Raw genomic sequence first — 23607 nt, forward strand, 5'->3', positions numbered from 1 at the left:
TTTCAGCCTTAATTTACCATGGGCCGTTAACCCGGCGATCCATGACGGCAAGCGCAAAACGCGAGACGGAGCATGTAGAGGCAGCGGCACGCCCGCGGCCTGCGCCCTTTGACGCCTCCATGACAGCGCCCTTGCCGGCGGTCGACGACCTGCGCGGCTATACCGCCTTCCTCAAGGCGCTCCCTTATCCCGCCGCGCTGTTGACCCAATCCCCCTCAGGCCTGCACGTTCTGGTCGGCAATGCGGAGTTTTTCAGCTTCGTCGAGGATCAGGCCGCCAACGAATTGCTCGACTGCGAGGACAGCCAGCGCAGGCAGCGTAACTGGCGGCACCGCGCGCAGGCGATGTTCGATTCGCAGCGCCGCTCCGACCGCTTCGAGCTGGAATTTCATGACCGGCTCGGGCTGCGCGCCTACAGCTGCTCGCTGACCTGGGTGGAGGAAGACGATGCGCAGCCCGCCCGGCTGGTGCTCTTCACCGCCACGGACCGCACCAGCGAGCGCAATGCGGAAAGCACATTGCGCAAGGAGCTGATGACGGACAGCCTGACCTCGCTGCCCAACCGCATCGGCTTTGTGGAGCAGATCGAAGGCCTCGCCGAAAACGGCCGCCCGGCCGCGAGCAAGGCGACCTATGCGATCATCGGCTTCGATCTCGTGCGGTTCAGCCGCATCAACGAATCGCTGGGCGCCATGGCAGGTGACGAGCTGATCATCACCGTCGCGCGGCGCGTCAAATCCGTGCTGCGGGCGGGCGACGTGCTGGCCCGAATCGGCGGCAACGAGTTCGCCATCTTCGCCCATGTCGGCCATGGCCTGTCCGAAGTGCTGCAGATCGCCGAGCGCGTGCGCAAGGCCTTTGAGACACCGATCCGTCTCTCCACCTATCTCATCAACGTCGAGGTCGCGCTGGGCTGTGCGCTGGCGCAGGAAGACAGCGACGATATCGAGCGGCTGCTCCGGCAGGCGCAGGCGGCCGTGAAGCGCGCCAAGAAATCCGGCGCGCTGGAGGTCTACCGCGCCAATGTGCTCCGCGAGGCGCTCAAGCGCTTCACACTGGAGAACCGCCTGCGCGAGGCGATCGACAATGGCGAGCTGACCATGGTGTTCCAGCCGCTCATCAACCTGCAGACCGGCGCGGTGAAGGGCTTCGAGGCGCTCACCCGCTGGGAAGATTCGGTGCTGGGGCAGGTCTCCCCCAATGAGTTCATTCCTGTCGCCGAGGAATCGGGGCTGATCGTGCCGCTGGGGCGCTGGGCGATGTGCGAGTGCGTGCAGACCCTCGCGGATTGGGACAGGCGATTCGGGGAAACCCTGCCGATCACCATGAACGTCAACCTCTCACCGGTGCAGATGGTGCGCGACAATGTGCCCCGCGCGGTGGAAGAAGCGCTGCGCTATGCCGGCATTGCCGGCAACCGCCTGATCATCGAGCTGACCGAAAGCGCCCTGATCGCCGACCCGGACAAGACCCGGCAATTGCTCGGCGCGCTGCAGGCGATGGACGTGACGGTGGCGATGGACGATTTCGGCACCGGCTTTTCCAACCTCGCCAGCCTCCAGTCGCTCCCCATCGACGTGCTCAAGATCGACCGCAGCTTCGTGACGGACATGATCGGCGACGCCGACAAGATCGCCATCGTGCGCGCCATCGTCAGCCTTGCAGGCGCGCTGGGCATGGAAACCACCGCGGAAGGCATCGAGACGCCGGACATGGCCGATGCCCTGCGCAAGCTCGGCTGCCATTACGGTCAGGGCTATCACTTCGCCCGCCCCCTGCCGCCGCAGGAGGCCTTCCACTACTGGCTGGAGCGCAGCGCCGCCCCGACCATCTGACGCGCCATCTCGCGCGTCTCCTCCGGCGCGGGAAAGCCCCGGTCGATCCATGCCCTCTCCAGCGCCTGAAGCGTCCGCGCCACCTGCGGGCCAGCCGTCAGCCCCATCGCAATCAGATCGCCCCCCGAAAGCGGCAGGCGCGGCGCCTGCCAGCCGATCAGCGCGGGCGCGCAGTCGGGCGAAAAGGCCCGGCCCAGCAGCAGCTGATCGACCGCGCTGTCCTCGCCCAGCGCATAGGCCAGTGCCTGCGGAGTGGCCGCCGAGGCCAGCGTAGCCGCCGCACGCAAACGCTGCCGCGCCTTGTTGGAGAGGCGCAGCCGTGCACCGACCTGATCGGCCAGCGCGCCATCGGGCGGAAGCAGCGCCGCCAGACGACGCAAGCCGGCGGGCGCAATGCCCGTCGCCTGCTCGGCGGCGATCAGCGCGCGCAAGGCGGCCACGCCCTGCGCATCGATCTCCGGCAGCACGGACGCCAGCACTGCATCGCCCACCATCGCCGCGATCACGTCGGCCGGGTCGGGCAGACCGAGCAGCTTGAGCATCTCGTCCGCGACGCGCTCGCGAGAGAGCGCCATGAGGCTGGTCGCGTGCGCCACGCAGGCGCGATAATCCGGCGTGTCACGATCCAGCGTGCCGAACCGGGCCGTAAAGCGGAAATAGCGCAGGATGCGCAGATGATCCTCGGCGATTCGCTGATTGGGATCACCGATGAAGCGCACGCGGCGAGCCAGCAGATCGGCGCGCCCGTCGAAATAATCGGACAAGGCGCCACTGGCGGGATCGGCATAAAGCGCGTTCATCGTGAAGTCGCGGCGGCCCGCGTCATCTCGCCAATCCGTGCCGAAGGCGACCGTGGCCCGGCGCCCGTCGGTGGAAACATCCCGGCGCAATGTGGTGATCTCGATCGGGCGATGATCGAGAATGGCGGTGATCGTGCCATGCGCGATGCCGGTCGGCACGGCGCGCAGGCCAGCGGCCTTGACGCGCCGGACCACCTCCTCCGGCAGGTGGACGGTGGCGATGTCGATATCCTTAACCGCGATGCCCAGCAGGGCATCCCGCACCGCGCCGCCGACGAAACGCGCTTCGCCTTGGTCCGCGCCCAGCGCCTCACAGAGTGCCAACAGGCCCGGCCAAGCCCGCCACTCGGCATCGGGAAGCCGCTCGGGGAGGGGCGCGCTCATGCGGCCGCCTCGATGCGCCGGGCGAGGTTGACCAGCATCGCTGCCGTCACGCCCCAGATGCGGTGCTCCTGCCACAGAAACTCGTAATAGCTGCGGGTGCCGCCTTCCCAATCCACGGTGCGCAAGGCGCGGTTGGCGGGATCGAGCAGGAAATCGAGCGGCACCTCGAAGATGGCGTCAACCTCCGCCTCGGAAGGCCGCAACGCCAGATCGGGCGGGACGATGCCGACAATCGGCTCGATCTCGAACCCCGTGCCGGTGCGGAAGCGATCCGATCGGCCCATCACCTCCACCGCTTCGGGCGGCAGCGCGATTTCCTCATGCGCCTCGCGCAGCGCCGCCTCCACCGCGTCGCGATCACCCGGGTCCAGCCGGCCACCAGGGAAGGCGACCTGCCCGGCATGGGCGCGCAGCCCTGCGTGGCGCAGGGTGAATATCATGCCCGGATCGGGGCGGTCGGTTACGGCGATCAGCACCGCTGCCGGCGTGAACGGCCCCGCCGGCTCGGGCCGGTTGCGATACAGGAAGAAATCATGGGTATGCGCCGAGTCGAATTCCGGCCGCAAAGAGGCGGTCAGCCGGTCCCGCCAGCTCATGCTGCCGTCTCCAGCGCGTGAAAGACGCCGCCGCTCCACAGGCCCAGGGGATCGTGCCCCTCCGCAATGGCAAGATCGGCCAGCGCATAATAGACCGGGCGGATCAGCCGGGCCCGCAGCCCGGCCTCCAGCCCGAGCGCAGGACGCGGCCCGGCCGCATTCTCTTCCATCCCCAGCGGATGGGCGCCGTCCGCCGTGATCCACTGCCCGGTCGCTCCAATCCGAAACCGCAGCGTGCGCGCCTGCCCGTCCCCATCGCTTGCCATTTCCACCGCGAACAAAGGCGCGTCCTCGACCTCAATGTCGAGCATCTCGACCGGGGTCACCAGCACATGCCGCCCGTCCGGCTCGCGCCGCAACAGGCGCGCGAACAGGCTCACCAGTTCGGGGCGGCGGATCTCGCGCTCTTCATGAAACCAGCGGCCCTGCGCATCGATTCGCATGGCGCTGTGCCCGCAGCGCGTGGGCGACCAGTCCATGACCGGATAGGGGCGCGCCGGATCGGCATCCTGCGGGACGCCGACAATGGGCAGATCGGAACCGGGATCGAGAGGCGCAACCATGCGCTGCAGATAGGCAAGGCCAGCCGGCTTGGCAAAGGGCGTCTCGCACTGGTGCCACGCGGTGCTGACCGCGATCAGCGCGCTCAGACCGCCGGCGTGGCCGCCGCCCCCGCCACCAGGGCCGTGCCGCGCGGGCCAAGACTGCCAGCGGAGGGCAGCACCATGCCGGGCGCCGCGCGGGTCAGCAAGCGGTGCCGCTCGACCGGACCGGGCACGGCCCAATCCCCCGTTGCATCGGCCGTAAAGCCCCAGAAGCGGCCATAATATTCGGGATCGCCGATCATCACCAGCGGATCGCCCGGATGCAGATCGACGGTTTCGATCAGCCGGTCCATCAGCGCACGGCCGGTGCCATGGCGCTGCATCGCGGGGACCACCGCGACCGGCCCGACCATTATCAGCGGTGTCTCGCGACCGTCCGGGCCGTGCAGGGCCACCGGCCAGCTTTGCAGCGTGCCGATCAGTTGCCCGTCCGAATCGAAGGCGGCGAAGGAGAGGTCCGTGAACCAGGCCATGCCCAGGCGGATGCGATAGGCCGTGCGGCCGTGGCGCGCCGGGCCAAATGCCGCATCGAGCAGCGCGGTGATGGCCGCGTCTCCGGTTCCTGCCAGCTCGCCGATCCGTGTCACCGCTTGCCGTCCGCCTTCCGAGCGGGCAATAGCGCCCGAGGCGGCGGCCTTTAGCGCTTCACGCCCAAATGAAAAGGGTTATTCGAGGCTATGATGGCGGGACGCGAGGCGGGAATGCCAGGAACGGGAGGGCACAGCGCCAATCCGGCAAACGGCGTGAATCCCATGGATGACATGCTGCTGCTCGAGATTGAGGATCTTGAGGTGGATGTGCTGACCGGCATCTATTCCGAGGAAACCCATCTGCCGCAGCCGCTGCGAATCAGCATTCGCGCCCTGCTCGAGCATCGCAGCCATTACGAGCCGAATACGCCGCTCAGCACGTCCAAAAACTATATGGACCTCAAGCATGCGGCGACCACGGCGATCACCCGGGGCCAGCACTTCATGCTGGTCGAGGCCGTGGCCGATCACATCATCGACACCATCTTCCTGCAGGACCGCAAGGCGCGCCATGTGACGGTGAAGATCGTCAAGCTGGCCCTCTCCGAGCGGAACGAAAAGATCGGCATCACCCTCTCCCGCTGGCGGAAATAGGGTCCGCAGACCCACATCCCTCCGCCCCCCGTTCGTGTCGAGCGAAGTCGAGACACGAACGAAATGTGTGGGGGCGTGAAAACCTAACCCTTCTTCAGCCCAATCTCGCGCAGCCGTTCATGCAGATAATCATGCGCGCTGATCGGCGGTTCACGCAGCGGATTCTCCGCGCTCACGCATTGCGGCAGCGCCTCGATCATCACGTCCGGCTCCAGATGCAGGAAGAAAGGCATGGAATAGCGCGGGATGTGGCGGCGCTCGGGCGGGGGATTGACGACGCGGTGGCTGGTCGAGGGCAGCACATGATTGGTCAGCCGCTGCAGCATATCGCCGACATTGATGACCAGCGCGCCGGCCGGCGGCGTGGCCGGAATCCAATCACCCTCGCGCGTCAGCAGCTGCAGCCCGCCTTCCTCCGCGCCGAGCAGTAGGGTGATGAGGTTGATGTCCTCATGCGCGCCCGCGCGAATGCCGGGCGCCTGCGCGGAGACGGGCGGATAATGCAGCAGCCGCAGGATGGAATTGCCCTCGTCGATCTTGGCGTCGAACCAGTCGGGCGCCAGGCCGAGATGGCGCGCGACGCCGGAGAGGATGCGCGCGCCCACGGCATCGAACGCCGCGAACAGCGCTGTAAAAGTCTCCTCGAACCCCGCGATCTCGCCCGGCCAGATGTTGGGCGGCATATCCTCGGCGAGGGGATGACCGGCCGGCAGGGCGCGGCCGACATGCCAGAATTCCTTGAGGTCATTCTCGCTGGCGCCCTTGGCGACCTCTGTCCCGAACGCCGTGTAGCCGCGCTGTCCCGCGCCGCCGGGCACGAGATAGGCGCGCTTGACCGGATCGGGCAGCGCGAAGAACGCCTTTGCCAGCGTCCACCCCCGCGCCACGAGGTCCGGGTCCATCCCATGATCGGTGACGATGGCGAAGCCATATTCGCGGAAGCTGCTGCCGATCGCGTCGGCGAAATCCTGCGGCGAGAGGCGCGCGAGCGAGAGAGTGGGGACATGCCCCAGCGGATCGGATGACGTCATGACGGTCTCACTCGAACGTGAAATGATGATGCCTGACTAGGCGTTCGCGGCGCGGCTGTCACGCCGGGCCTGGCAGGCGGAAGGCCCTTGCACGCCGCGTACCGGCATGGAATGGCGCCCGGGCAGGCTGGCAAAGGAGGATCGATCGCCCATGCGCTACTGGCTGATGAAATCGGAGCCCGATGTGTTCTCCTGGGACGATCTGGTCGAGAAGGGTCGCGCCGAGTGGGACGGGGTGCGCAACCATGCCGCCAAGCTGAACATGAAGGCGATGGAGGTCGGTGACCAGGCGCTGTTTTATCACAGCAATATCGGCGTCGAATGCGTCGGCATCCTGGAGATCGTGCGCGGGGCCGAGCAGGACAGCACGGACGAGACCGGCAAGTGGTTCGCGGTGGAAGTCGCGCCGGTGCGCAAACTCGCCAAGCCGGTCACGCTCAAGCAGATCAAGGCCGATCCTGCATTTGCGAACATGGCTTTGGTGCGACAATCGCGCCTGTCCGTGTCGGCGGTGAGCGACGAGGAATTCCAGAGAATCGTTGATTTATCAGAGCAATGAGCATTTCCAATTGAATGCGCAGGCCACAACGATTGCAGTTTTTGCATCCATCACCCGGCCTTTGCAATTGAACTTTGCTGCGTTGCAACACAAATGGCCTCCAGAGACCCGGGCGCTGCGCCCGATCAATTCCGGGAGCCACGACATGACCATTCTCAAGAAGATTTTTGCTGCCTACATCTCTGCCGCTGCCATGAGCGTTCCGTTCGGCGGTCTGTAAGCAGCTGAGGCACGGCGCGACCCACTGAGGTCGCCTAGCTGCAAATCAAAAAGGCGACGCTGCAAGGCGTCGCCTTTTTTGTGCGCCTTTTTGCTGGCGAATCTGCGGGCGCTTCACTACAGCGCGGAACAATGATTGGACCGGCGCGGATTATCCCCGGACTTATCCACACTCATCCACAGTTTTGATCGCGGTCACCGCGTTGCAGCGGCGGATAATGCTTTGCACGACTCGATTCTCGTGAGACCATCAAGCCATAGAGAGACAGAAATATTCTGTTTAATCAGAATGTTGAGTCGATCTTACGGACCGAGACCTGCGCGCGGCAACGCGCTCGGCGGATTGGTTCGACCCGCCGCCAACCGCAGGATCACGCTTCCCCCGGGAACAGGATCGCGAGGCAGCGGGAAGGATGCAGGCTCTGCCGTCTAGGCATGATCCCACATCCGCAAAGGCCGCCACGGCTTGCCCTTCGGGCGAGCCTCGCGCGGTCGATCCGAAGGCGGCCTGCCGCAGCCGGATCAGCACGTCGGACTTCCGCAAGGAACAGGACGTGAGGCGCACGATCTGACGATCGAGAGCGTCGTGCCAGACGCTGGATGTCCCGGAGACGGGCTGGAAGGCGATGGCATCGTGGGGGCCGGTAGCGATGCCGGCCCCCATTTTCATGAGTCGCGCGCGGTAAAAACCCCGCGCCCCGGCCTTCGCTCAGGCCATCAGCGCCTCGGCCTCATCCAGCGTATCCGACAGGAGCTGGACGACGGCACGATAGGGCTCCGGCCCCGCCATGTTCAGCCCCGCGCGCTTGAGGATCTCGACCGGATAATCCGAGCCGCCGGCCTTGAGCACGGCCAGATAATTGTCCCGCGCCTTCGCCCCGCCGCGCTTGATCTCCCCCGCGAAATAGACGGCGGCGGAGAAGCAGGTGGCATATTGGTAGACATAGAAGCTGTTGTAGAAGTGCGGAATATAGGCCCACTCATTGCCATAGGCCGGCTCCATGCCGACCTTCGGCCCATGGTAGCGCGCCAGCAGATCGGTGTAGAGCGTGGTGAAGGCGCCACCCGACAGACCATCGCCCGCCTCGGCCCGGTCATGCGCCACCAGTTCGAACTCGGCGAACATCGTCTGGCGGAAGAAGGTGCCGCGAATATTCTCCATCCGCTGGCCGAGATAGAAGAGCTTCTCCTCGCGCGTCTTGGCCTGCGACTCCATATAATCGAGCAGCAGCAGCTCGTTCAGCGTCGAGGCGATCTCGGCGGTGAAGATCGGATAATCCGCTTTCTCGAAAGGTTGCGCGGCATTGGCGAGCAGGCTGTGCATGGCATGGCCCCACTCATGCGCATAGGTGCTCAGGCTCTCATATTCGTCACTCAGATTGAGCAGCAGATAGGGATGCACATCATAGGCGCTGGACTGCATATAGGCGCCCGGCCGCTTGCCGGTCCGTGGCCACGGGTCCATCCACCGCGCGGCCGTCGCGCGTGAGAGGGAGGCGGCATAATCGCGCCCCAGCGGCTGCACCGCCGCGAGCGTCAATCGGCGCATCTCGTCGAGCGAAAAGCGGCGCCCCGTTTCCACCAGCGGCGGGTAGATATCGTAATAATAGAGGTCCGGCAGCTTGAGCATCCGGCGGCGCAGCTCGAAATAGCGATGAAGCTGGGGCAGGCCCTTGTTGGTCTCCGCCACCAACGTGCGATAGACGGCCTCCGGCACATTCGATCCGGCGAGGGCCGATGCCAGCGCGGTGGGATATTTGCGCGCCTTTGCATCGAAGATATTGCCGCGGACCTGCGCCAGATAGGTCGCACCGAAGCTGTTGCGGAACTCCCCATAGGTCTTCCAGAAGGCATCGAACACCGCCTTGCGATCCGCCCGCTCGGGTGCCGCGCGGTGGACGGTATAGCCCTGATTGTCGAGCTTCACTTTCTCGCCGGTGGACAGGGTGATGCTGGGCCAGGGGATGTCCGAGCTGCGCAACTGGTCCGAAATGTCGCCCGGCGCCGAGAGCACGGATGTTGCGCTCGCCAGCAGCCCTTCGCCTTCCGGCGAGAGGGTATGCGGCGCGCGACGCAGCATGTCGGCCAGCGCATGATCGAACCGATCGCGCAACACGGCATTGCCGGCGATGAACTGCTTGATCTTCGCCTCGCCAATGCTGAGCACTTCCGGCGCGATCCAGGCGCTGGCCTCGCTGAACGCGGTGAACAGGTCAACCGCCTGCCCCTGCTTCTCCTGGTTCGCAGAGACGCGCACATCCTCGTCGGCACGCAGGCTGGCATAGACATAGACGCGCAGAATCTGCCGGTAGAGGTCGGACTGCATGGTGAAGGCCGCCGCGAGCGTCTCGGCACTTTCGCCGAGCCGTCCCTTATAGGCCGCCATGCCCTTGACCGCCTCGAGCGCGGAACGGCGGGCGCTGTCCCATGCGGCATCATCGGCATAAAGCGCGCTGAGATCCCAGGTGATATCCCGGTTGGAGGCGGTTTGCGCGGCGAGCGAGGCGGGCGCCAGCGCGGCGAGGCCGGCAATGGCGGCGGCGGCCACGGCTTCGCGGCGGGAAAGGTCGGTCATGCGGTCATCCTGATCGGGCGCCGCGGAACAGGCAGCGCCAGGTTGCGATGTCCTACTGTGTCGGCATTGCGCGCCGATGGGAAGATGCTTGTGCGAAACCGGCGGCGCCCGCACGGCCCGCCGTTGCCCAAAGGAAAAGGCCGCCGGTTTCCCGACGGCCTTCCCTGATACCAAAACGGTGAACTTCTTAGAAGTCCATGCCGCCCATGCCACCCATGCCGCCGGGCATGCCAGCCGGAGCCGAGGACTTGTCCTCGGGCAGCTCGGCAATGGTCGCCTCGGTGGTGATGAGCAGACCGGCAACCGAAGCCGCGTCCTGCAGAGCCGCGCGCACAACCTTGGTCGGGTCGATCACGCCGGCTTCCACCAGGTTCTCATAGACGTCGGTCGAAGCGTTGAAGCCCCGGGTCTCGTCATTTTCGCGCAGCAGGTTGCCAGCGACGACGGCACCGTCGAAGCCCGCATTCTGGGCGATCTGACGCAGCGGCGCTTCGATGGCCTTGCGGATGATGTCGATGCCGCGGGTCTGGTCGTCATTGACGCCCTTGAGGCCGGCCAGCGCCTTGGTGGCGTACAGCAGAGCCGTACCACCGCCGGGGACAATGCCTTCCTCGACAGCTGCGCGGGTTGCGTGCAGCGCATCGTCAACGCGATCCTTGCGCTCCTTCACCTCGACCTCGGACGCACCGCCAACCTTGATGACGGCCACGCCGCCAGCCAGCTTGGCCAGACGCTCCTGCAGCTTCTCGCGGTCATAGTCGGACGTGGTCGTCTCGATCTGCGCGCGGATCTGCTCGGTGCGGCCCTTGATGGCATCCGCATCGCCAGCGCCATCGACGATGGTGGTGTTGTCCTTGTCGATGGTGACGCGCTTGGCGGTGCCGAGCATGCCGACCGTGACGTTCTCGAGCTTGATGCCGAGATCTTCGGAGATCACCTCGCCCTTGGTGAGGACGGCGATGTCTTCCAGCATGGCCTTGCGACGGTCACCGAAGCCCGGCGCCTTCACGGCAGCGACCTTCAGGCCACCACGCAGCTTGTTGACGACGAGCGTGGCCAGAGCCTCACCCTCGATGTCCTCGGCGATGATGAGCAGCGGACGGCCCGACTGCACCACAGCCTCCAGGATGGGAAGCAGCGCCTGCAGCGAGGAGAGCTTCTTCTCGTGGATGAGGATGTAGGGGTCAGCCAGCTCGACCTGCATCTTCTCGGGGTTGGTGATGAAGTAGGGCGAGAGGTAGCCGCGGTCGAACTGCATGCCTTCCACGACGTCCAGCTCGAAATCGAGGCCCTTGGCTTCCTCGACCGTGATCACGCCTTCCTTGCCGACCTTTTCCATGGCCTCGGCGATCTTCTCGCCGACTTCGGTGTCGCCATTGGCCGAGATGATGCCGACCTGGGCGATTTCCTTGTTGCCGGAAACGGCCTTGGAGCGGGCCTTGAGGTCCTCGACAACCTTGGTCACAGCGAGGTCGATGCCGCGCTTAAGGTCCATCGGGTTCATGCCGGCCGCAACTGACTTCATGCCTTCGCGCACGATCGCCTGGGCGAGAACGGTCGCGGTGGTGGTGCCGTCACCGGCAATGTCGTTGGTCTTCGAGGCCACTTCGCGCACCATCTGGGCGCCCATGTTCTCGAACTTATCCTTGAGCTCGATTTCCTTGGCGACCGACACACCGTCCTTGGTGATGCGGGGGGCGCCGAAGCTCTTGTCGATCACGACGTTACGGCCCTTGGGACCGAGGGTGACCTTCACTGCATCGGCGAGAATGTCCACGCCGCGCAGGATGCGCTCACGGGCATCGCGGGAAAATTTGACGTCCTTGGCTGCCATGTTGCTAGTCCTTCCTTGAATTCAACGGAGTGCGAAAATCAGGCGATGACGCCCAGAATGTCGCTTTCCTTCATGATGAGCAGATCTTCACCGTCGACCTTGACCTCGGTGCCGGACCACTTGCCGAACAGCACGCGGTCACCGGCCTTGACGTCGAGCGGCGTCACCTTGCCGTCTTCCGCCTTGGCGCCCGTGCCCACAGAGACGATCTCGCCTTCCTGCGGCTTTTCCTTGGCGCTGTCGGGAATGATGATGCCACCGGCAGTCTTCTCATCGGCTTCGATGCGGCGAACGAGCACGCGATCGTGCAGCGGACGAAATCCCATTATCCAAGTCCTTTCCATAGCGGCGGGCGCTGTCGATGTCCGATGGATCGCCCGGCCGGCCCTTGCCGAAGCCTGCGCGCCCCCCGGATACCGACTCCGGCACCCCGCCTGTGAAACACTGTGTTAGCACTGTCAGCGAGTGAGTGCTAACGGCCGCCATATGGTTCGGTTCAACGCCGCGTCAAGGCGCGGTGCAGCAAAAAACTATTCGATCTTTCGCCCGCGCGGTGGACCGTTCGCCGTTCTCGGTCGTTGGACGATATCGCGTCGAAGGCGTCACGATCCATGGATGGAGGTCACTCATCGGCCCCAAGAACCGGCTGAACGCCCCTAAATGATATTGCGAACTAATCGCAAAGAAAAGCCGGAATCTGGCCCGATCGTCATTGAACGGTAAGGAAATTGGGCCTATGGGCGCCTCATCGACCACCGCGCAAAGAAGGAGACGCGCATGGCCCGGAAGAAGATCGCGCTTATTGGTGCCGGCAATATCGGCGGCACGCTTGCTCACCTCGCGGCTCTCAAAGGGCTTGGCGATATCGTCCTGTTCGACGTGGTCGAAGGGATTCCCCAGGGCAAGGCGCTCGATCTCTCGCAGTGCGGTCCGGTCGAAGGCTTCGACGCCAAGATCACCGGCTCCAACGACTATGCGGACATTGCCGGGGCCGACGTCATCATCGTCACCGCCGGCGTCGCCCGCAAGCCGGGCATGAGCCGTGACGACCTGCTCGGCATCAACCTCAAGGTCATGAAGGCCGTCGGCGAGGGCATTCGCGACAATGCGCCCGACGCGTTCGTGATCTGCATCACCAACCCGCTCGACGCGATGGTCTGGGCGCTGCGCGAATTCTCCGGCCTGCCGCACAACAAGGTCGTCGGCATGGCCGGCGTGCTCGATTCGGCCCGGTTCAGCCACTTCATCGCCGAAGAGTTCGAAGTGTCCGCCAAGGACGTCACGACCTTCGTGCTCGGCGGCCATGGCGATACCATGGTGCCGGTCGTGCAATATTCCACCGTCGCCGGCATCCCCGTGCCCGACCTCATCAAGCAGGGCCGCTCCACCAAGGAGCGTATCGATGCCATCGTGCAGCGCACCCGTTCGGGCGGCGGCGAGATCGTCGGCCTGCTCAAGACCGGCTCGGCTTATTATGCACCCGCGACCAGCGGCATCGCCATGGCGGAGGCCTATCTGGGCGACCAGAAGCGCCTGCTGCCCTGCGCCGCCTATGTCGAGGGCAAGTACGGCGTCGACGGCCTGTATGTCGGCGTGCCGGTGATCATCGGCAAGGACGGCATCGAGCAGATCGTCGAGATCGAGCTGGATGACGAAGCCAAGGGCAACCTCCAGGTCAGCGTCGATGCGGTCAAGGAACTGCTGGTGGCCTGCAAGGGCATCGATCCGAGCCTGGCCTAAGCGATGACGCGCATCGCTTGCTCCTCCTGTTCCCCGGCGAAGGCCGGGGCCCAGCAGCGGCCGTGATGCAATGACCTGCGCCGGCTATGTCTACATCATGGCAAGTCGGCGGAACGGGACGATTTATACCGGTGTGACGAGCGATCTGGTGAGACGGGTCACGCAGCATCGGACAGGAGAGATCAAGGGCTTCACCACCAAATATGGCTGCAAGCTGCTGGTTTGGTTCGAAGCCCATGACGATCTTCAGAACGCGCGACAGCGCGAACTGCGGATCATTGAAGAAATAAACCCGGACTGGAACGATCTGTTCGAGTCCATCTGTCAGAACTGGACCCCGGCCTTCGCCGGGGAACAAGGAAGCGAAGCGAGCCCATGAGCATCCTCGTCGACAAGAACACCAAGGTCATCACGCAGGGCATGACCGGCGCGACCGGCACGTTCCACACCGAACAGGCGCTGGCCTATGGCACGCAGATGGTCGGTGGCGTGACGCCGGGCAAAGGCGGCACCAGCCACATCGGCCTGCCGGTGTTCGACACGGTGGAAGAAGCCGTGGCCAAGACCGGCGCCACCGCGAGCGTCATCTACGTGCCGCCGCCATTCGCCGCGGACTCGATCCTTGAAGCGATCGACGCGGAAGTGCCGCTGATCGTCACGATCACCGAAGGCATTCCCGTGCTCGACATGGTGCGCGTGAAGCGTGCGCTCTCGGGCAGCAAGTCGCGCCTCATCGGCCCGAACTGCCCCGGCGTGCTGACGCCCGACGAGTGCAAGATCGGCATCATGCCCGGCTCCATCTTCCGCAAGGGCAGCGTGGGCGTGGTCTCGCGCTCGGGCACGCTCACCTATGAGGCGGTGTTCCAGACCTCCAATGCCGGCCTTGGCCAGACGACTGCCGTCGGCATCGGCGGCGATCCGGTCAACGGCACCAACTTCATCGACGTGCTGGAGCTTTTCCTCGCCGACGAGGCGACGCAGAGCATCATCATGATCGGCGAAATCGGCGGCGATGCCGAGGAGCAGGCCGCGCAGTTCCTGATCGACGAGGCCAAGAAGGGCCGCAAGAAGCCGATGGCCGGCTTCATCGCGGGCCGTACGGCGCCTCCGGGCCGCCGCATGGGCCATGCCGGTGCGATCGTCTCCGGCGGCAAGGGCGATGCGGAAAGCAAGATCGCGGCGATGGAAGCAGCGGGCATCAAGGTTGCGGCCAGCCCTTCGGAGCTGGGCACGACGCTGCTTGAAGTGCTCAAGGCGTAGGTGGTTAACAGCCGCTTCACCCGGGACGGCTTAAAAGGCCGGTCCGGGATGGCGGCACAGGCGTCTTCCGCCCGGCGGAGAGAGGCAAGGATCGAACCGATGGGTTACGAGAATCAGGAATTCAGCGGCGCGCAAGAGGCCGAACAAGGGCCGAGCTGGGCGCGCAAGGGCTGGCCGCTCGACAGCACGGACGATCTGACCGCCGCGCTCGACCCCACGCAGATGCAGGTGGCGATCAAGGCCGCCGCCGCCAAGAGCGGCGCGCCCGCCTCGCAGGCCGATGTCGCCAAGGCAGCCGCCGATTCGATCCGCGCGATGATGCTGATCCGCACCTATCGGGTGCGCGGCCATCTGGCGGCCAATCTCGATCCGCTCGGCCTGAGCCAGCGCGACCTGCCGGCCGACCTGACTCCGGAATATCATGGCTTCTCCGGCGCGGAGCAGGACCGCAAGGTCTATGTCGGCGGCGCCCTCGGCCTTGAGTGGACGACGATCCGCGAGCTGGTGGACATTCTGCGCGCCAATTACTGCGGCAATGTCGGCCTCGAATATATGCACATCTCCGATGTGGAGGAGCGCCGCTTCCTGCAGGACCGCATGGAAGGCAAGGACAAGGAAATCATCTTCACGCCCGAGGGCAAGAAGGCGATCCTCGCCAAGGTCATCCAGGCCGAGCAATATGAGAAGTTCCTGGGCCGCAAATATGTCGGCACCAAGCGCTTCGGCCTCGATGGCGGCGAGTCCATGATTCCGGCGCTCGAAGCCGTGATAAAATATGGCGGCCAGCTTGGCGTGCGCGAGATCGTGTACGGCATGGCCCATCGTGGTCGCCTCAATGTGCTGGCCAATGTGATGGCCAAGGGCTTCCGCGTGATCTTCCACGAGTTCTCGGGCGGCACCGCCAATCCCGAGGATGTCGGCGGCTCCGGCGATGTGAAATACCATCTCGGCACATCGACCGACCGTGATTTCGACGGCATCAATGTCCACATGTCGCTGGTGCCCAACCCCTCGCACCTGGAGACGGTCGACCCGATCGTGCTCGGCAAGGTGCGCGCGCAGCAGCTGTTCCGCGACGATATCGGCCCCGGCAAGCACAAGCAGGTGCTGCCCGTGCTCATCCATGGCGATGCGGCCTTCGCCGGCCAGGGCATCGTCTGGGAATGCTTCGGCTTCTCCGGCGTGCGCGGCTACAATACCGGCGGCTGCATCCACTTCGTCGTCAACAACCAGATCGGCTTCACCACCAGCCCGCAATTCTCGCGCGGTTCGCCCTATCCGAGCGATGTCGCCAAGGGCGTGCAGGCGCCGATCATTCATGTGAATGGCGATGATCCCGAAGCGGTGACCTTCGCCTGCAAGCTGGCGATCGAATATCGCCAGACCTTCCATCGCGACATCGTGATCGACATGTGGTGCTACCGCCGCTTCGGCCACAATGAGGGCGACGAGCCGAGCTTCACCCAGCCGCTCATGTATGCGCGCATCAAGCAGCATCCGCCGGTGAGCGAGGTCTATGCCTCGCGTCTGCGTGAAGAGGGCGTGGTGGACGATTCGTTCCTCTCCGCGCAGGTCGAGGGCTTCGTCGATCATCTCGAGGAAGAGTTTGAATCGGCCAAGACCTACAAGGCCAATCATGCCGACTGGTTTGCCGGTCGCTGGTCGGGCCTGCATCAGCCCGCCGACATCGAAACCGCGCGCAAGAATGTCGAAACTGCGGTGTCGCCCAAGCTATTCGAGAGCCTGGGCCGCACGCTGACGACGGTGCCCGAAGGCGTGAACGTCCACCGCACCTTGCGGCGCGTGCTCGATGCCAAGGCGGAGATGTTCAAGACCGGCGAGAATTTCGACTGGGCAACGGGCGAGGCCCTGGCCTTCGGTTCGCTGCTGTCGGAAGGCTATGGCGTGCGCCTGTCGGGTCAGGATTCGGGACGCGGCACGTTCAGCCAGCGTCACGCCGTCTGGGTGGATCAGGACAGCGAGAAGAAGTACATCCCGCTCTCCACCGTGCCGCATGGCCATTTCGAGGTCTATGACAGCCCGCTCTCCGAATATGGCGTGCTGGGCTTTGAATATGGCTATGCGATGGCGGACCCCAAGAGCCTGGTGCTGTGGGAAGCGCAGTTCGGCGATTTCGCCAATGGCGCGCAGATCATCATCGATCAGTATATCGCCTCGTCCGAGTCCAAGTGGCTGCGGGCCAATGGCCTCGTGCTGCTGCTGCCGCATGGCTATGAAGGGCAAGGGCCCGAGCACAGCTCCGCGCGCCTCGAGCGCTTCCTGCAGCTCTGCGCGGAAGGCAATATCCAGATCGCCAACTGCACCACGCCGGCCAACTATTTCCACATCCTGCGCCGGCAGATGCTGCGCCCGTTCCGCAAGCCACTGATCATCTTCACGCCCAAGTCGCTGCTGCGGCACAAGCTGGCGGTGAGCAAGGCCGAGGATTTCCAGGGCGATCGCCACTTCATGCGCATCCTCTCCGACCCCACACCGGCGGCGGACGCGCAGACGCGCCGGCTGGTGCTGTGCTCCGGCAAGGTCGCCTATGACCTCATGGAAGCGCGCGACGCCGCCGGTGACAAGGACGTGCAGATCGTCCGCATCGAGCAGCTCTATCCCTTCCCGACCGAGGCGCTCGCCACGCGCCTCAAGCGCATGACCGTGCTGGAGGAAGTGGTGTGGTGTCAGGAAGAGCCCCGCAACAATGGTGCGTGGTTCTTCGTGGAGCCCTATATCGAGGAGGCGCTCGATCAGGCCGGCAAGGCGCCGATGCGCGCCCGCTACGCAGGTCGCAAGGCTTCGGCCTCGCCTGCCACCGGCCTTGCCCGCCGTCACCAGGCCGAGCAGGGTGCGCTCATTGCGGACGCGCTCGGTCACAATGTGCGCACCGAGATCAAGCGCCAGAAGAAAGCATAGTCCGCGCAGGCCGCGCCGGGCAGGAGGAAAGACATGGCCACTGAAGTGAAAGTGCCGACTCTGGGTGAATCCGTCACGGAAGCGACGGTGGGCCAGTGGCTGAAGAAGCCCGGCGACGCGGTGAAGGCCGATGAGCCGATCGCCAGCCTGGAAACCGACAAGGTTGCGGTGGAAGTCCCCGCGCCGGTTGCCGGCGTGCTGGGCGAGCTGCTGGTGAAGGAAGGCGACACCGTGAATGTCGGCGCCGTCATCGCCACCGTGCAGGAAGGCGCGGCTGCGGCCAGCAAGCCCGCACCGGCCAAGGCGGAAGCCGCTGCGCCGGCCCCGGCCAAGACCGAGGCAGTCCCTGCACCGACGCCGACGCCCACACCCGCGCAGGCCGCGCATGAGGGCGACAGCACGCTTGGCGCCATCACCCTCTCGCCTGCCGTACGCCGGCTGGTGCTGGAGCATGGCCTCGACCCCAGCAAGATCAAGGGCACGGGCAAGGACGGGCGCCTGACCAAGGACGACGTGATGGCCGCCATCGCCGATGGCAGCGCCGTCGCGAGCGAGTCCGCCGTGGCCGCCGCCGCGCCGGCACCGGCGACCGGCAGCTCCGGCCCGTCGCGCCATCAGGAACGCGTGAAGATGACGCGCCTGCGCCAGACCGTCGCGCGGCGCCTCAAGGAAGCGCAGAACAACGCCGCGATCCTGACCACGTTCAACGATGTGGACATGAGCGCCGTCATCGCCGCGCGCGCCAAGTATAAGGATCTGTTCGAGAAGAAGCACGGCGTGCGGCTCGGCTTCATGGGCTTCTTCGTGAAGGCCGCGTGCATGGCGCTCAAGGATATTCCGGGCGTCAATGCGCAGATCGAGGGCGACGAGATCGTCTACAATGATTTCTGCGACATCTCGGTCGCGGTGTCGGCCCCCAACGGCCTCGTCGTGCCGGTCATCCGCAACGCCGAGACGATGAGCATTGCGGAGATCGAGAAGACGATCGCCGATTTCGGCAAGCGCGCCAAAGAAGGCACGCTGTCGATGGCGGACATGGCCGGCGGCACCTTCACCATCTCCAACGGCGGCGTGTTCGGCTCGCTCATGTCGACGCCGATCATCAACCCGCCGCAGTCCGGCGTGCTCGGCCTGCACCGCATCGAGGAGCGCGCCATGGTGGTCGACGGCCAGATCGTCGCACGCCCGATGATGTATCTGGCGCTGAGCTACGATCACCGCATGGTCGATGGCCGCGAGGCCGTGACCTTCCTCGTCGCCCTCAAGAACGCCATCGAGGACCCGACGCGGCTGCTCATCGATTTGTGAGGCAGGCAAACATCGCAAACTAGCCCGTGCTCCTGCGAAGGCAGGAGCCCATCGGCGGAGATGAAACGACGAAACGTGGCTTCCTATATCTGATGGCCAGCAAGCCTAATGGCACGCTGTACCTCGGAGTCACGAGCGACCTTGTCGCGCGATGCCATCAACATCGCGAGGGCCATGTCGAAGGGTTCAGCAAACGCTATGGTTGCCGGCTCCTTGTTTGGTACGCAGTATATGACGATCTGCAGGAAGCGCGGCTGCGCGAACTGCAGATGAAGAAATGGAAACGGGCCTGGAAAGTCCGCCTGATCAGGGAGAACAATCCCGAATGGCGCGATCTGTGGTCGGTGATTGCGACCTAGCCGTGGGTTCCTGCCTCCGCAGGAACACAAAGCGGTGACCGGTCAATGGAGCGAGTAATGGCAGACCAGTTCGACTATGACGTTCTCGTAATCGGCGCCGGGCCGGGCGGTTATGTGGCGGCGATCCGCGCCGCGCAGCTTGGGCTGAAGACCGCCTGCGCGGAAAGCCGGGAGACGCTGGGCGGCACCTGCCTCAATGTCGGCTGCATTCCCTCCAAGACGCTGCTGCACGCCTCGCACCTGTTCCATGAGGCCAAGGATGGCGTGCTGGCCAAGCACGGCATCAAGCTCGGCTCGGTATCGCTCGATCTGCCGGCGATGCTGGCGGACAAGGATGCGGCGGTGAAGGGCCTCACCGGCGGCATCGAGTTCCTGTTCAAGAAGAACAAGGTTGAATGGCTCAAGGGGCTCGCCAGCTTCAAGGACGCGCACAGCGTCGAGGTGGCCGGCAAGACCGTGACCGCCAAGAACATCGTCATCGCCACCGGCTCCAGCGTGACGCCGCTGCCCGGTGTCGAGATCGACAATGACAAGGGCGTGGTGGTCGATTCCACCGGCGCGCTGGCGCTCAAGAAGGTGCCGGATCATCTGGTGGTGATCGGCGGCGGCGTCATCGGTCTCGAACTGGGGTCGGTCTGGGGTCGCCTGGGCGCCAAGGTGACCGTGATCGAATATCTCGACCAGATCCTGCCCGGCATGGACGGCGAGGTGCGCAAGGAAGCCGCCAAGCTGTTCGCCAAGCAGGGTTTCGAGATCCGCACCGGCACCAAGGTGACCGGCGTTGCCGTCAAGGGCGGCAAGGCCAGCGTGACGGTCGAGCCGGCTGCCGGTGGCACCGCCGAGACGATCGAGGCCGATACGGTGCTGGTCGCCATCGGCCGCCGCCCGAACACGCAGGGCCTCGGCCTCGACAAGATCGGGCTGGAGCTGAACCAACGCGGCCAGATCGAGACCGGTCCCGATTTCTCCACCAAGGTCGATGGCGTGTGGGCCGTTGGCGACGTGATTCCCGGCCCCATGCTCGCGCACAAGGCCGAGGATGAAGGCATTGCCGTCGCCGAGAACATCGCCGGCATGACCGGCATCGTCAATCATGACGTCATCCCCAGCGTCGTCTATACCAGCCCGGAGATCGCCGGTGTCGGCCTCACCGAGGAAGCCGCCCGCGAGAAGGGCGAGGTCAAGGTCGGCAAGTTCCCGATGATGGCGAACAGCCGCGCCAAGGCGATCAGCGCGACCGACGGCTTCGTGAAGGTGATCGCCGATGCCGAGACCGACCGGGTGCTCGGCGTGTGGATCGTCGCCGATCCCGCCGGCACGATGATCGCCCAGGCCGCGCAGGCCATGGAGTTCGGCGCGACGTCAGAGGACATCGCCTACACCTGCCACGCCCACCCGACGCACAATGAGTCGGTGAAGGAAGCCGCGATGGCGGTACTCGGCAAGCCCATCCACATGTGACTTGGCGCCCTGACCGGCTTGTCCGGTCAGGAGCTTCCCCTTTGCCCGCGTGTACGCTTGTTCGCCAGCGAGGTTGAATGCTGGCGGAAGATTCGCGCACGTCTGGCGCTGCGCTGACGAGTCTTCCGCGGCTGAACCAGCCCCCTACTGCATCCCCGATGGCAGGATCGACGGCGATTCCCGTTGCGGCTGGGGCTGCGCGGGCGGTGCCTGACGCTGCTGCGGCGGCGGCCGTTGCTGGCCCGGCTGGGCGGGTGCCGGGCGCGCCGGGCGTTCGTCGCGGCCGAGGACTTCGTCGATCCAGCGCTGGTCGATCCGGCGCGGGGCTTCCGTGCCGCTGGTATCGCCCGGTGTCGCGCCTTCGGCGCCGCTGCTCTGGCCCTCGGCAGGCGGCAGCGGCAAGCCGTTCTCGTCGACCATCATGCCATTGTCGGGCGAGCCATAGGCCTCTTCGTCCGGTTCGAGCTGCCATTCGGGCAGCACCACCTCGGTCTCGAAATTCTCGACCGGGCGATTGGCCACGGCGGTGCGCATATAGGCCGCGAAGGCTCGTGCGGGCGCGCGCCCGCCGGCCAGGCCGCCCACGGTGCGATTGTCATCGCGGCCCATCCACACGCCGGTGGTGATGCCGCTGGAGAAGCCGACGAACCAGCCATCCTTGTTGCTGGTGGTCGTGCCGGTCTTGCCTGCGACAGGCCGGCCGATCTGGGCCGCGCGGCCCGTGCCGGTGTTCACCGCCGTCTGCATCAGATCGGTCATCCCCGCCGCGACCCAGGGCGCCACCAGCACGCGGCTGGTATCGTCCTCATGCTCATACAGGGTGGTGCCATCGGCCGTGGTTACCTTGAGGATGCCATAGGGCCGCACCGCCACGCCCTTGCGGGCAACCGATGCAAAAGCCTGCGTCATGTCGATGAGGTGGACCTCGGACGTGCCGAGCACCATCGAGGGGTGCGTGTTGATCGTCGTGGAAATGCCGAACCGGCGCGCCATGTCTGCAACAGTCGAGAAGCCCACTTCCATGCCCAGCTTGGCGGCAATGGTATTGATCGAATAGGCGAAGGCGGTGCGCACGTCGATCTCGCCGACATTGCGACGATTGTCATTGCGCGGCGACCAGCCGTTGATCGTCACCGGACTGTCCACCACCCGCGTCTCGGGCGTGTAGCCGGCTTCCAGCGCCGAGAGATAGACGAACAGCTTGAAGGCCGAGCCCGGCTGCCGCTGAGCGACGGTCGCGCGGTTATAGTTGGAGCTGACATAATCCAGCCCGCCGACCAGCGCCCGCACCGCGCCATCGCGGTCGAGGCTGACCAGCGCACCCTGCGCGCCGCCGGGGACATTGCCCTTGAGCGCCGCGACGGCGGCCCGCTGCATCCGGGGATCGAGCGTCGTGTAGACGTCGAGCGGCTGCTCACGCTCGTCGATCAGCGTATCGAGCTGCGGCAGCACCCAGTCGGTGAAGTAACGCACGCTGTCCTGCGCCTTCTCGGGCACCAGCCGCACGCTGTCGAGGTCGGCAGCGGCCCGCTCGGCGCTGGTAAGGTCGCCATTGGCCGCCATCACGTCCAGCACCACGCTGGCGCGGCCGGCGGCAGCATCGGCATCGGCCGTCGGCGAATAATGCGAGGGCGCCTTCACCAGCCCGGCGATGATCGCCGCTTCCTCGAGGCTGAGCGTCGTCGCGGGGTGATTGAAGAATTTGCGGCTCGCGGCATCCACGCCATAGGCGCCACCGCCGAAATAGACCTTGTTGAGGTACAGCTCCAGAATCTGGGACTTGCTGAACTTGCGCTCCATAGCGAGCGCCAGGATCATCTCGCGCAGCTTGCGGCCGGCGGAATAGCTGTTGTTGAGGAAGATGTTGCGCGCCAGCTGCTGGGTGATGGTCGACGCGCCCTGCAACCGCCGGCCCTCGCCACGGCGGACATAGCCTACCCAGGCCGCACGGGCGACGCCGATCGGATCGACACCGGGGTGCATGTAGAAGCGCTTGTCTTCCACCGAGACCAAAGCGCGGGTCATCACCTCGGGAATCTGCGAATGGTTGAGCCAGCGCCCATAGCTCGGCCCGAGCGAGACGAGCACCGAGCCGTCCGCGGCATGGACCCGGATCATCTGCCCATTGGGCGAGCTTTTGAGCGAGTCGAAGCTCGGCAGCGACTGCATCGCGATGACGACCGCGATCACCAGCGCGATCAGTCCCCCGATGGCGAGTGCGATGCCGACCTTGATCAGCCGGATGGTCCAGAGCCTGATCGAGCTCCCCGATTTTGCCTTGGCCATGCCTTGCCTTGTACCGCTCCGAACCGCTGCGTGCTGCAACTGTGCAGGACGCTACAAGCGTCCAGCGCCTTTACAAGCGCTGAATAGGATATCAATCGTCCTGTGCGGTGCCCTGCGGCTCGAAGTCCAGCGCGACGCTGTTCATGCAGTAGCGCAGGCCTTCCGGCCCCGGCCCGTCCGGAAAGACATGGCCCAGATGCCCGTCGCAGCGCGCGCAGCGCACCTCGACCCGGCGCATGCCGTGGCTCGTGTCGGTATATTCGCTGACCGCCTCATCTTCCAGCGGCGCGGTGAAGCTCGGCCAGCCCGAGCCGCTGTCATATTTGTGGCCACTGTCGAACAGCGGCAGGCCACAACCGGCGCAATGATAGATGCCGGCATCCTTGAGCTTGTCATAGGCGCCCGCAAAGGCGCGCTCGGTGCCATGCTCGCGCAGCACATGATATTGCTCGGGGGTCAGGCGCTCGCGCCACTCGGCATCGCTGAGGTTCATCTTGTCCATGCGCGGAATATCGGGTGCCTGCCCGGGCGCGTCAATGGCGCCGGATGGCGGATCGTGGGGCGTAGACAAACGCGCCGAATCTACGGGAGCAGACGCCCGCTTTTCAGCCCTTCTTTTCGTCATCCCGGACTTGATCCGGGATGACGTCGCTAATGACGAGATAGGGTCCATCGCCATCGCCTCGGAACTGTCCACGCCCCCTGGGGCCAA

21 protein-coding genes are annotated in these 23607 nt (G+C 65.2%); 11 read left to right on the plus strand and 10 right to left on the minus strand.

What is annotated here, in order from left to right:
* Positions 1-119 precede the first annotated feature (119 nt).
* Entirely contained in the window at positions 120-1835 is a 1716-nt protein-coding gene (locus M2337_RS02335; protein WP_264571536.1) for a putative bifunctional diguanylate cyclase/phosphodiesterase, read from the plus strand.
* On the opposite strand, the gene M2337_RS02340 is transcribed toward M2337_RS02335, so the two are convergent.
* The 4 genes from M2337_RS02340 to M2337_RS02355 all read right to left on the minus strand — a co-directional run bounded on the left by M2337_RS02340 (position 1799) and on the right by M2337_RS02355 (position 4807).
* Positions 1799-3019 carry a CCA tRNA nucleotidyltransferase gene (locus tag M2337_RS02340; protein ID WP_264571537.1) on the minus strand — a complete coding sequence of 407 codons (1221 nt, stop codon included), beginning with the start codon at positions 3017-3019 and terminating at the stop codon, positions 1799-1801. The two genes, M2337_RS02335 and M2337_RS02340, sit on opposite strands and share 37 nt — an antisense overlap.
* Positions 3016-3615 (minus strand): CoA pyrophosphatase, encoded by a 600-nt coding sequence (locus tag M2337_RS02345; protein ID WP_264571538.1) that lies wholly within the window; start codon positions 3613-3615, stop codon positions 3016-3018. Before M2337_RS02345 ends, M2337_RS02340 begins: the two co-directional genes overlap by 4 nt.
* Complete coding sequence (locus M2337_RS02350; RefSeq protein WP_264571539.1) at positions 3612-4178, minus strand: DUF1285 domain-containing protein; 567 nt, start codon at positions 4176-4178, stop codon at positions 3612-3614. Before M2337_RS02350 ends, M2337_RS02345 begins: the two co-directional genes overlap by 4 nt.
* Positions 4179-4261: 83 nt before the next feature.
* A complete protein-coding gene (locus M2337_RS02355; RefSeq protein WP_264571540.1) occupies positions 4262-4807 on the minus strand; it encodes a GNAT family N-acetyltransferase in 546 nt (181 codons plus the stop codon).
* A 165-nt stretch (positions 4808-4972) separates the two neighbouring features.
* On the opposite strand from M2337_RS02355, the gene M2337_RS02360 reads away from it, so the two are divergent.
* Positions 4973-5344 (plus strand): dihydroneopterin aldolase, encoded by a 372-nt coding sequence (locus M2337_RS02360; RefSeq protein WP_181560925.1) that lies wholly within the window; start codon positions 4973-4975, stop codon positions 5342-5344.
* Positions 5345-5427: 83 nt separating this feature from the next.
* Here M2337_RS02360 and M2337_RS02365 read toward each other — a convergent pair whose 3' ends face one another.
* Positions 5428-6375 carry an isopenicillin N synthase family dioxygenase gene (locus M2337_RS02365; RefSeq protein ID WP_264571541.1) on the minus strand — a complete coding sequence of 316 codons (948 nt, stop codon included), beginning with the start codon at positions 6373-6375 and terminating at the stop codon, positions 5428-5430.
* Between the two features lie 151 nt (positions 6376-6526).
* Here M2337_RS02365 and M2337_RS02370 point away from each other — a divergent pair, with 151 nt between their 5' ends.
* Positions 6527-6934, plus strand: a complete 408-nt coding sequence (locus M2337_RS02370; protein WP_264571542.1) for an EVE domain-containing protein — start codon at positions 6527-6529, stop codon at positions 6932-6934.
* A 10-nt stretch (positions 6935-6944) separates the two neighbouring features.
* On the plus strand, positions 6945-7154 hold the full coding sequence (locus M2337_RS02375; RefSeq protein ID WP_264571543.1) for a hypothetical protein: 210 nt from the start codon (positions 6945-6947) through the stop codon (positions 7152-7154).
* A 708-nt stretch (positions 7155-7862) separates the two neighbouring features.
* Here the strand turns inward: M2337_RS02375 and pepF are convergent.
* The 3 genes from pepF to groES all read right to left on the minus strand — a co-directional run bounded on the left by pepF (position 7863) and on the right by groES (position 11888).
* Positions 7863-9728 carry an oligoendopeptidase F gene (pepF, locus tag M2337_RS02380; RefSeq protein WP_264571544.1) on the minus strand — a complete coding sequence of 622 codons (1866 nt, stop codon included), beginning with the start codon at positions 9726-9728 and terminating at the stop codon, positions 7863-7865.
* Between the two features lie 187 nt (positions 9729-9915).
* Positions 9916-11562, minus strand: coding sequence for a chaperonin GroEL (gene groL / locus M2337_RS02385; protein ID WP_181560931.1), 1647 nt, complete (start codon positions 11560-11562; stop codon positions 9916-9918).
* A gap of 38 nt (positions 11563-11600) precedes the next feature.
* Positions 11601-11888: a co-chaperone GroES gene (gene groES, locus M2337_RS02390; protein ID WP_181560932.1), complete on the minus strand. Its 288-nt coding sequence runs from the start codon at positions 11886-11888 to the stop codon at positions 11601-11603.
* 451 nt (positions 11889-12339) lie between these two features.
* On the opposite strand from groES, the gene mdh reads away from it, so the two are divergent.
* The 7 genes from mdh (at position 12340) to lpdA (ending at position 20609) form a co-directional block, all read left to right on the plus strand.
* Positions 12340-13302, plus strand: a complete 963-nt coding sequence (gene mdh / locus M2337_RS02395; RefSeq protein WP_264571545.1) for a malate dehydrogenase — start codon at positions 12340-12342, stop codon at positions 13300-13302.
* A gap of 70 nt (positions 13303-13372) precedes the next feature.
* Positions 13373-13681 (plus strand): GIY-YIG nuclease family protein, encoded by a 309-nt coding sequence (locus tag M2337_RS02400; protein ID WP_264571546.1) that lies wholly within the window; start codon positions 13373-13375, stop codon positions 13679-13681.
* The gene (gene sucD, locus M2337_RS02405) at positions 13678-14562 is read left to right on the plus strand and encodes a succinate--CoA ligase subunit alpha (protein WP_181560935.1); all 885 of its coding nucleotides are present in this window, start codon (positions 13678-13680) and stop codon (positions 14560-14562) included. The genes M2337_RS02400 and sucD overlap by 4 nt, the downstream gene beginning before the upstream one ends.
* Positions 14563-14661: 99 nt before the next feature.
* Positions 14662-17481, plus strand: a complete 2820-nt coding sequence (locus M2337_RS02410; RefSeq protein WP_264571547.1) for a 2-oxoglutarate dehydrogenase E1 component — start codon at positions 14662-14664, stop codon at positions 17479-17481.
* Positions 17482-17514: 33 nt separating this feature from the next.
* Positions 17515-18789, plus strand: a complete 1275-nt coding sequence (gene odhB / locus M2337_RS02415; protein ID WP_264571548.1) for a 2-oxoglutarate dehydrogenase complex dihydrolipoyllysine-residue succinyltransferase — start codon at positions 17515-17517, stop codon at positions 18787-18789.
* Positions 18790-18839: 50 nt separating this feature from the next.
* Entirely contained in the window at positions 18840-19148 is a 309-nt protein-coding gene (locus tag M2337_RS02420) for a GIY-YIG nuclease family protein (RefSeq protein ID WP_264572326.1), read from the plus strand.
* 57 nt (positions 19149-19205) lie between these two features.
* A complete protein-coding gene (lpdA, locus tag M2337_RS02425; protein WP_264571549.1) occupies positions 19206-20609 on the plus strand; it encodes a dihydrolipoyl dehydrogenase in 1404 nt (467 codons plus the stop codon).
* Between the two features lie 144 nt (positions 20610-20753).
* Here lpdA and M2337_RS02430 read toward each other — a convergent pair whose 3' ends face one another.
* Together M2337_RS02430 and msrB are read right to left on the minus strand one after the other, a co-directional pair.
* Positions 20754-22895, minus strand: a complete 2142-nt coding sequence (locus M2337_RS02430) for a transglycosylase domain-containing protein (RefSeq protein WP_264571550.1) — start codon at positions 22893-22895, stop codon at positions 20754-20756.
* A 91-nt stretch (positions 22896-22986) separates the two neighbouring features.
* Entirely contained in the window at positions 22987-23397 is a 411-nt protein-coding gene (msrB, locus tag M2337_RS02435; RefSeq protein WP_264572327.1) for a peptide-methionine (R)-S-oxide reductase MsrB, read from the minus strand.
* Positions 23398-23607: the final 210 nt, after the last annotated feature.

The sequence above is a fragment of the Sphingobium sp. B2D3A genome (assembly GCF_025961795.1).
In the GTDB taxonomy this organism is placed as follows: domain Bacteria; phylum Pseudomonadota; class Alphaproteobacteria; order Sphingomonadales; family Sphingomonadaceae; genus Sphingobium.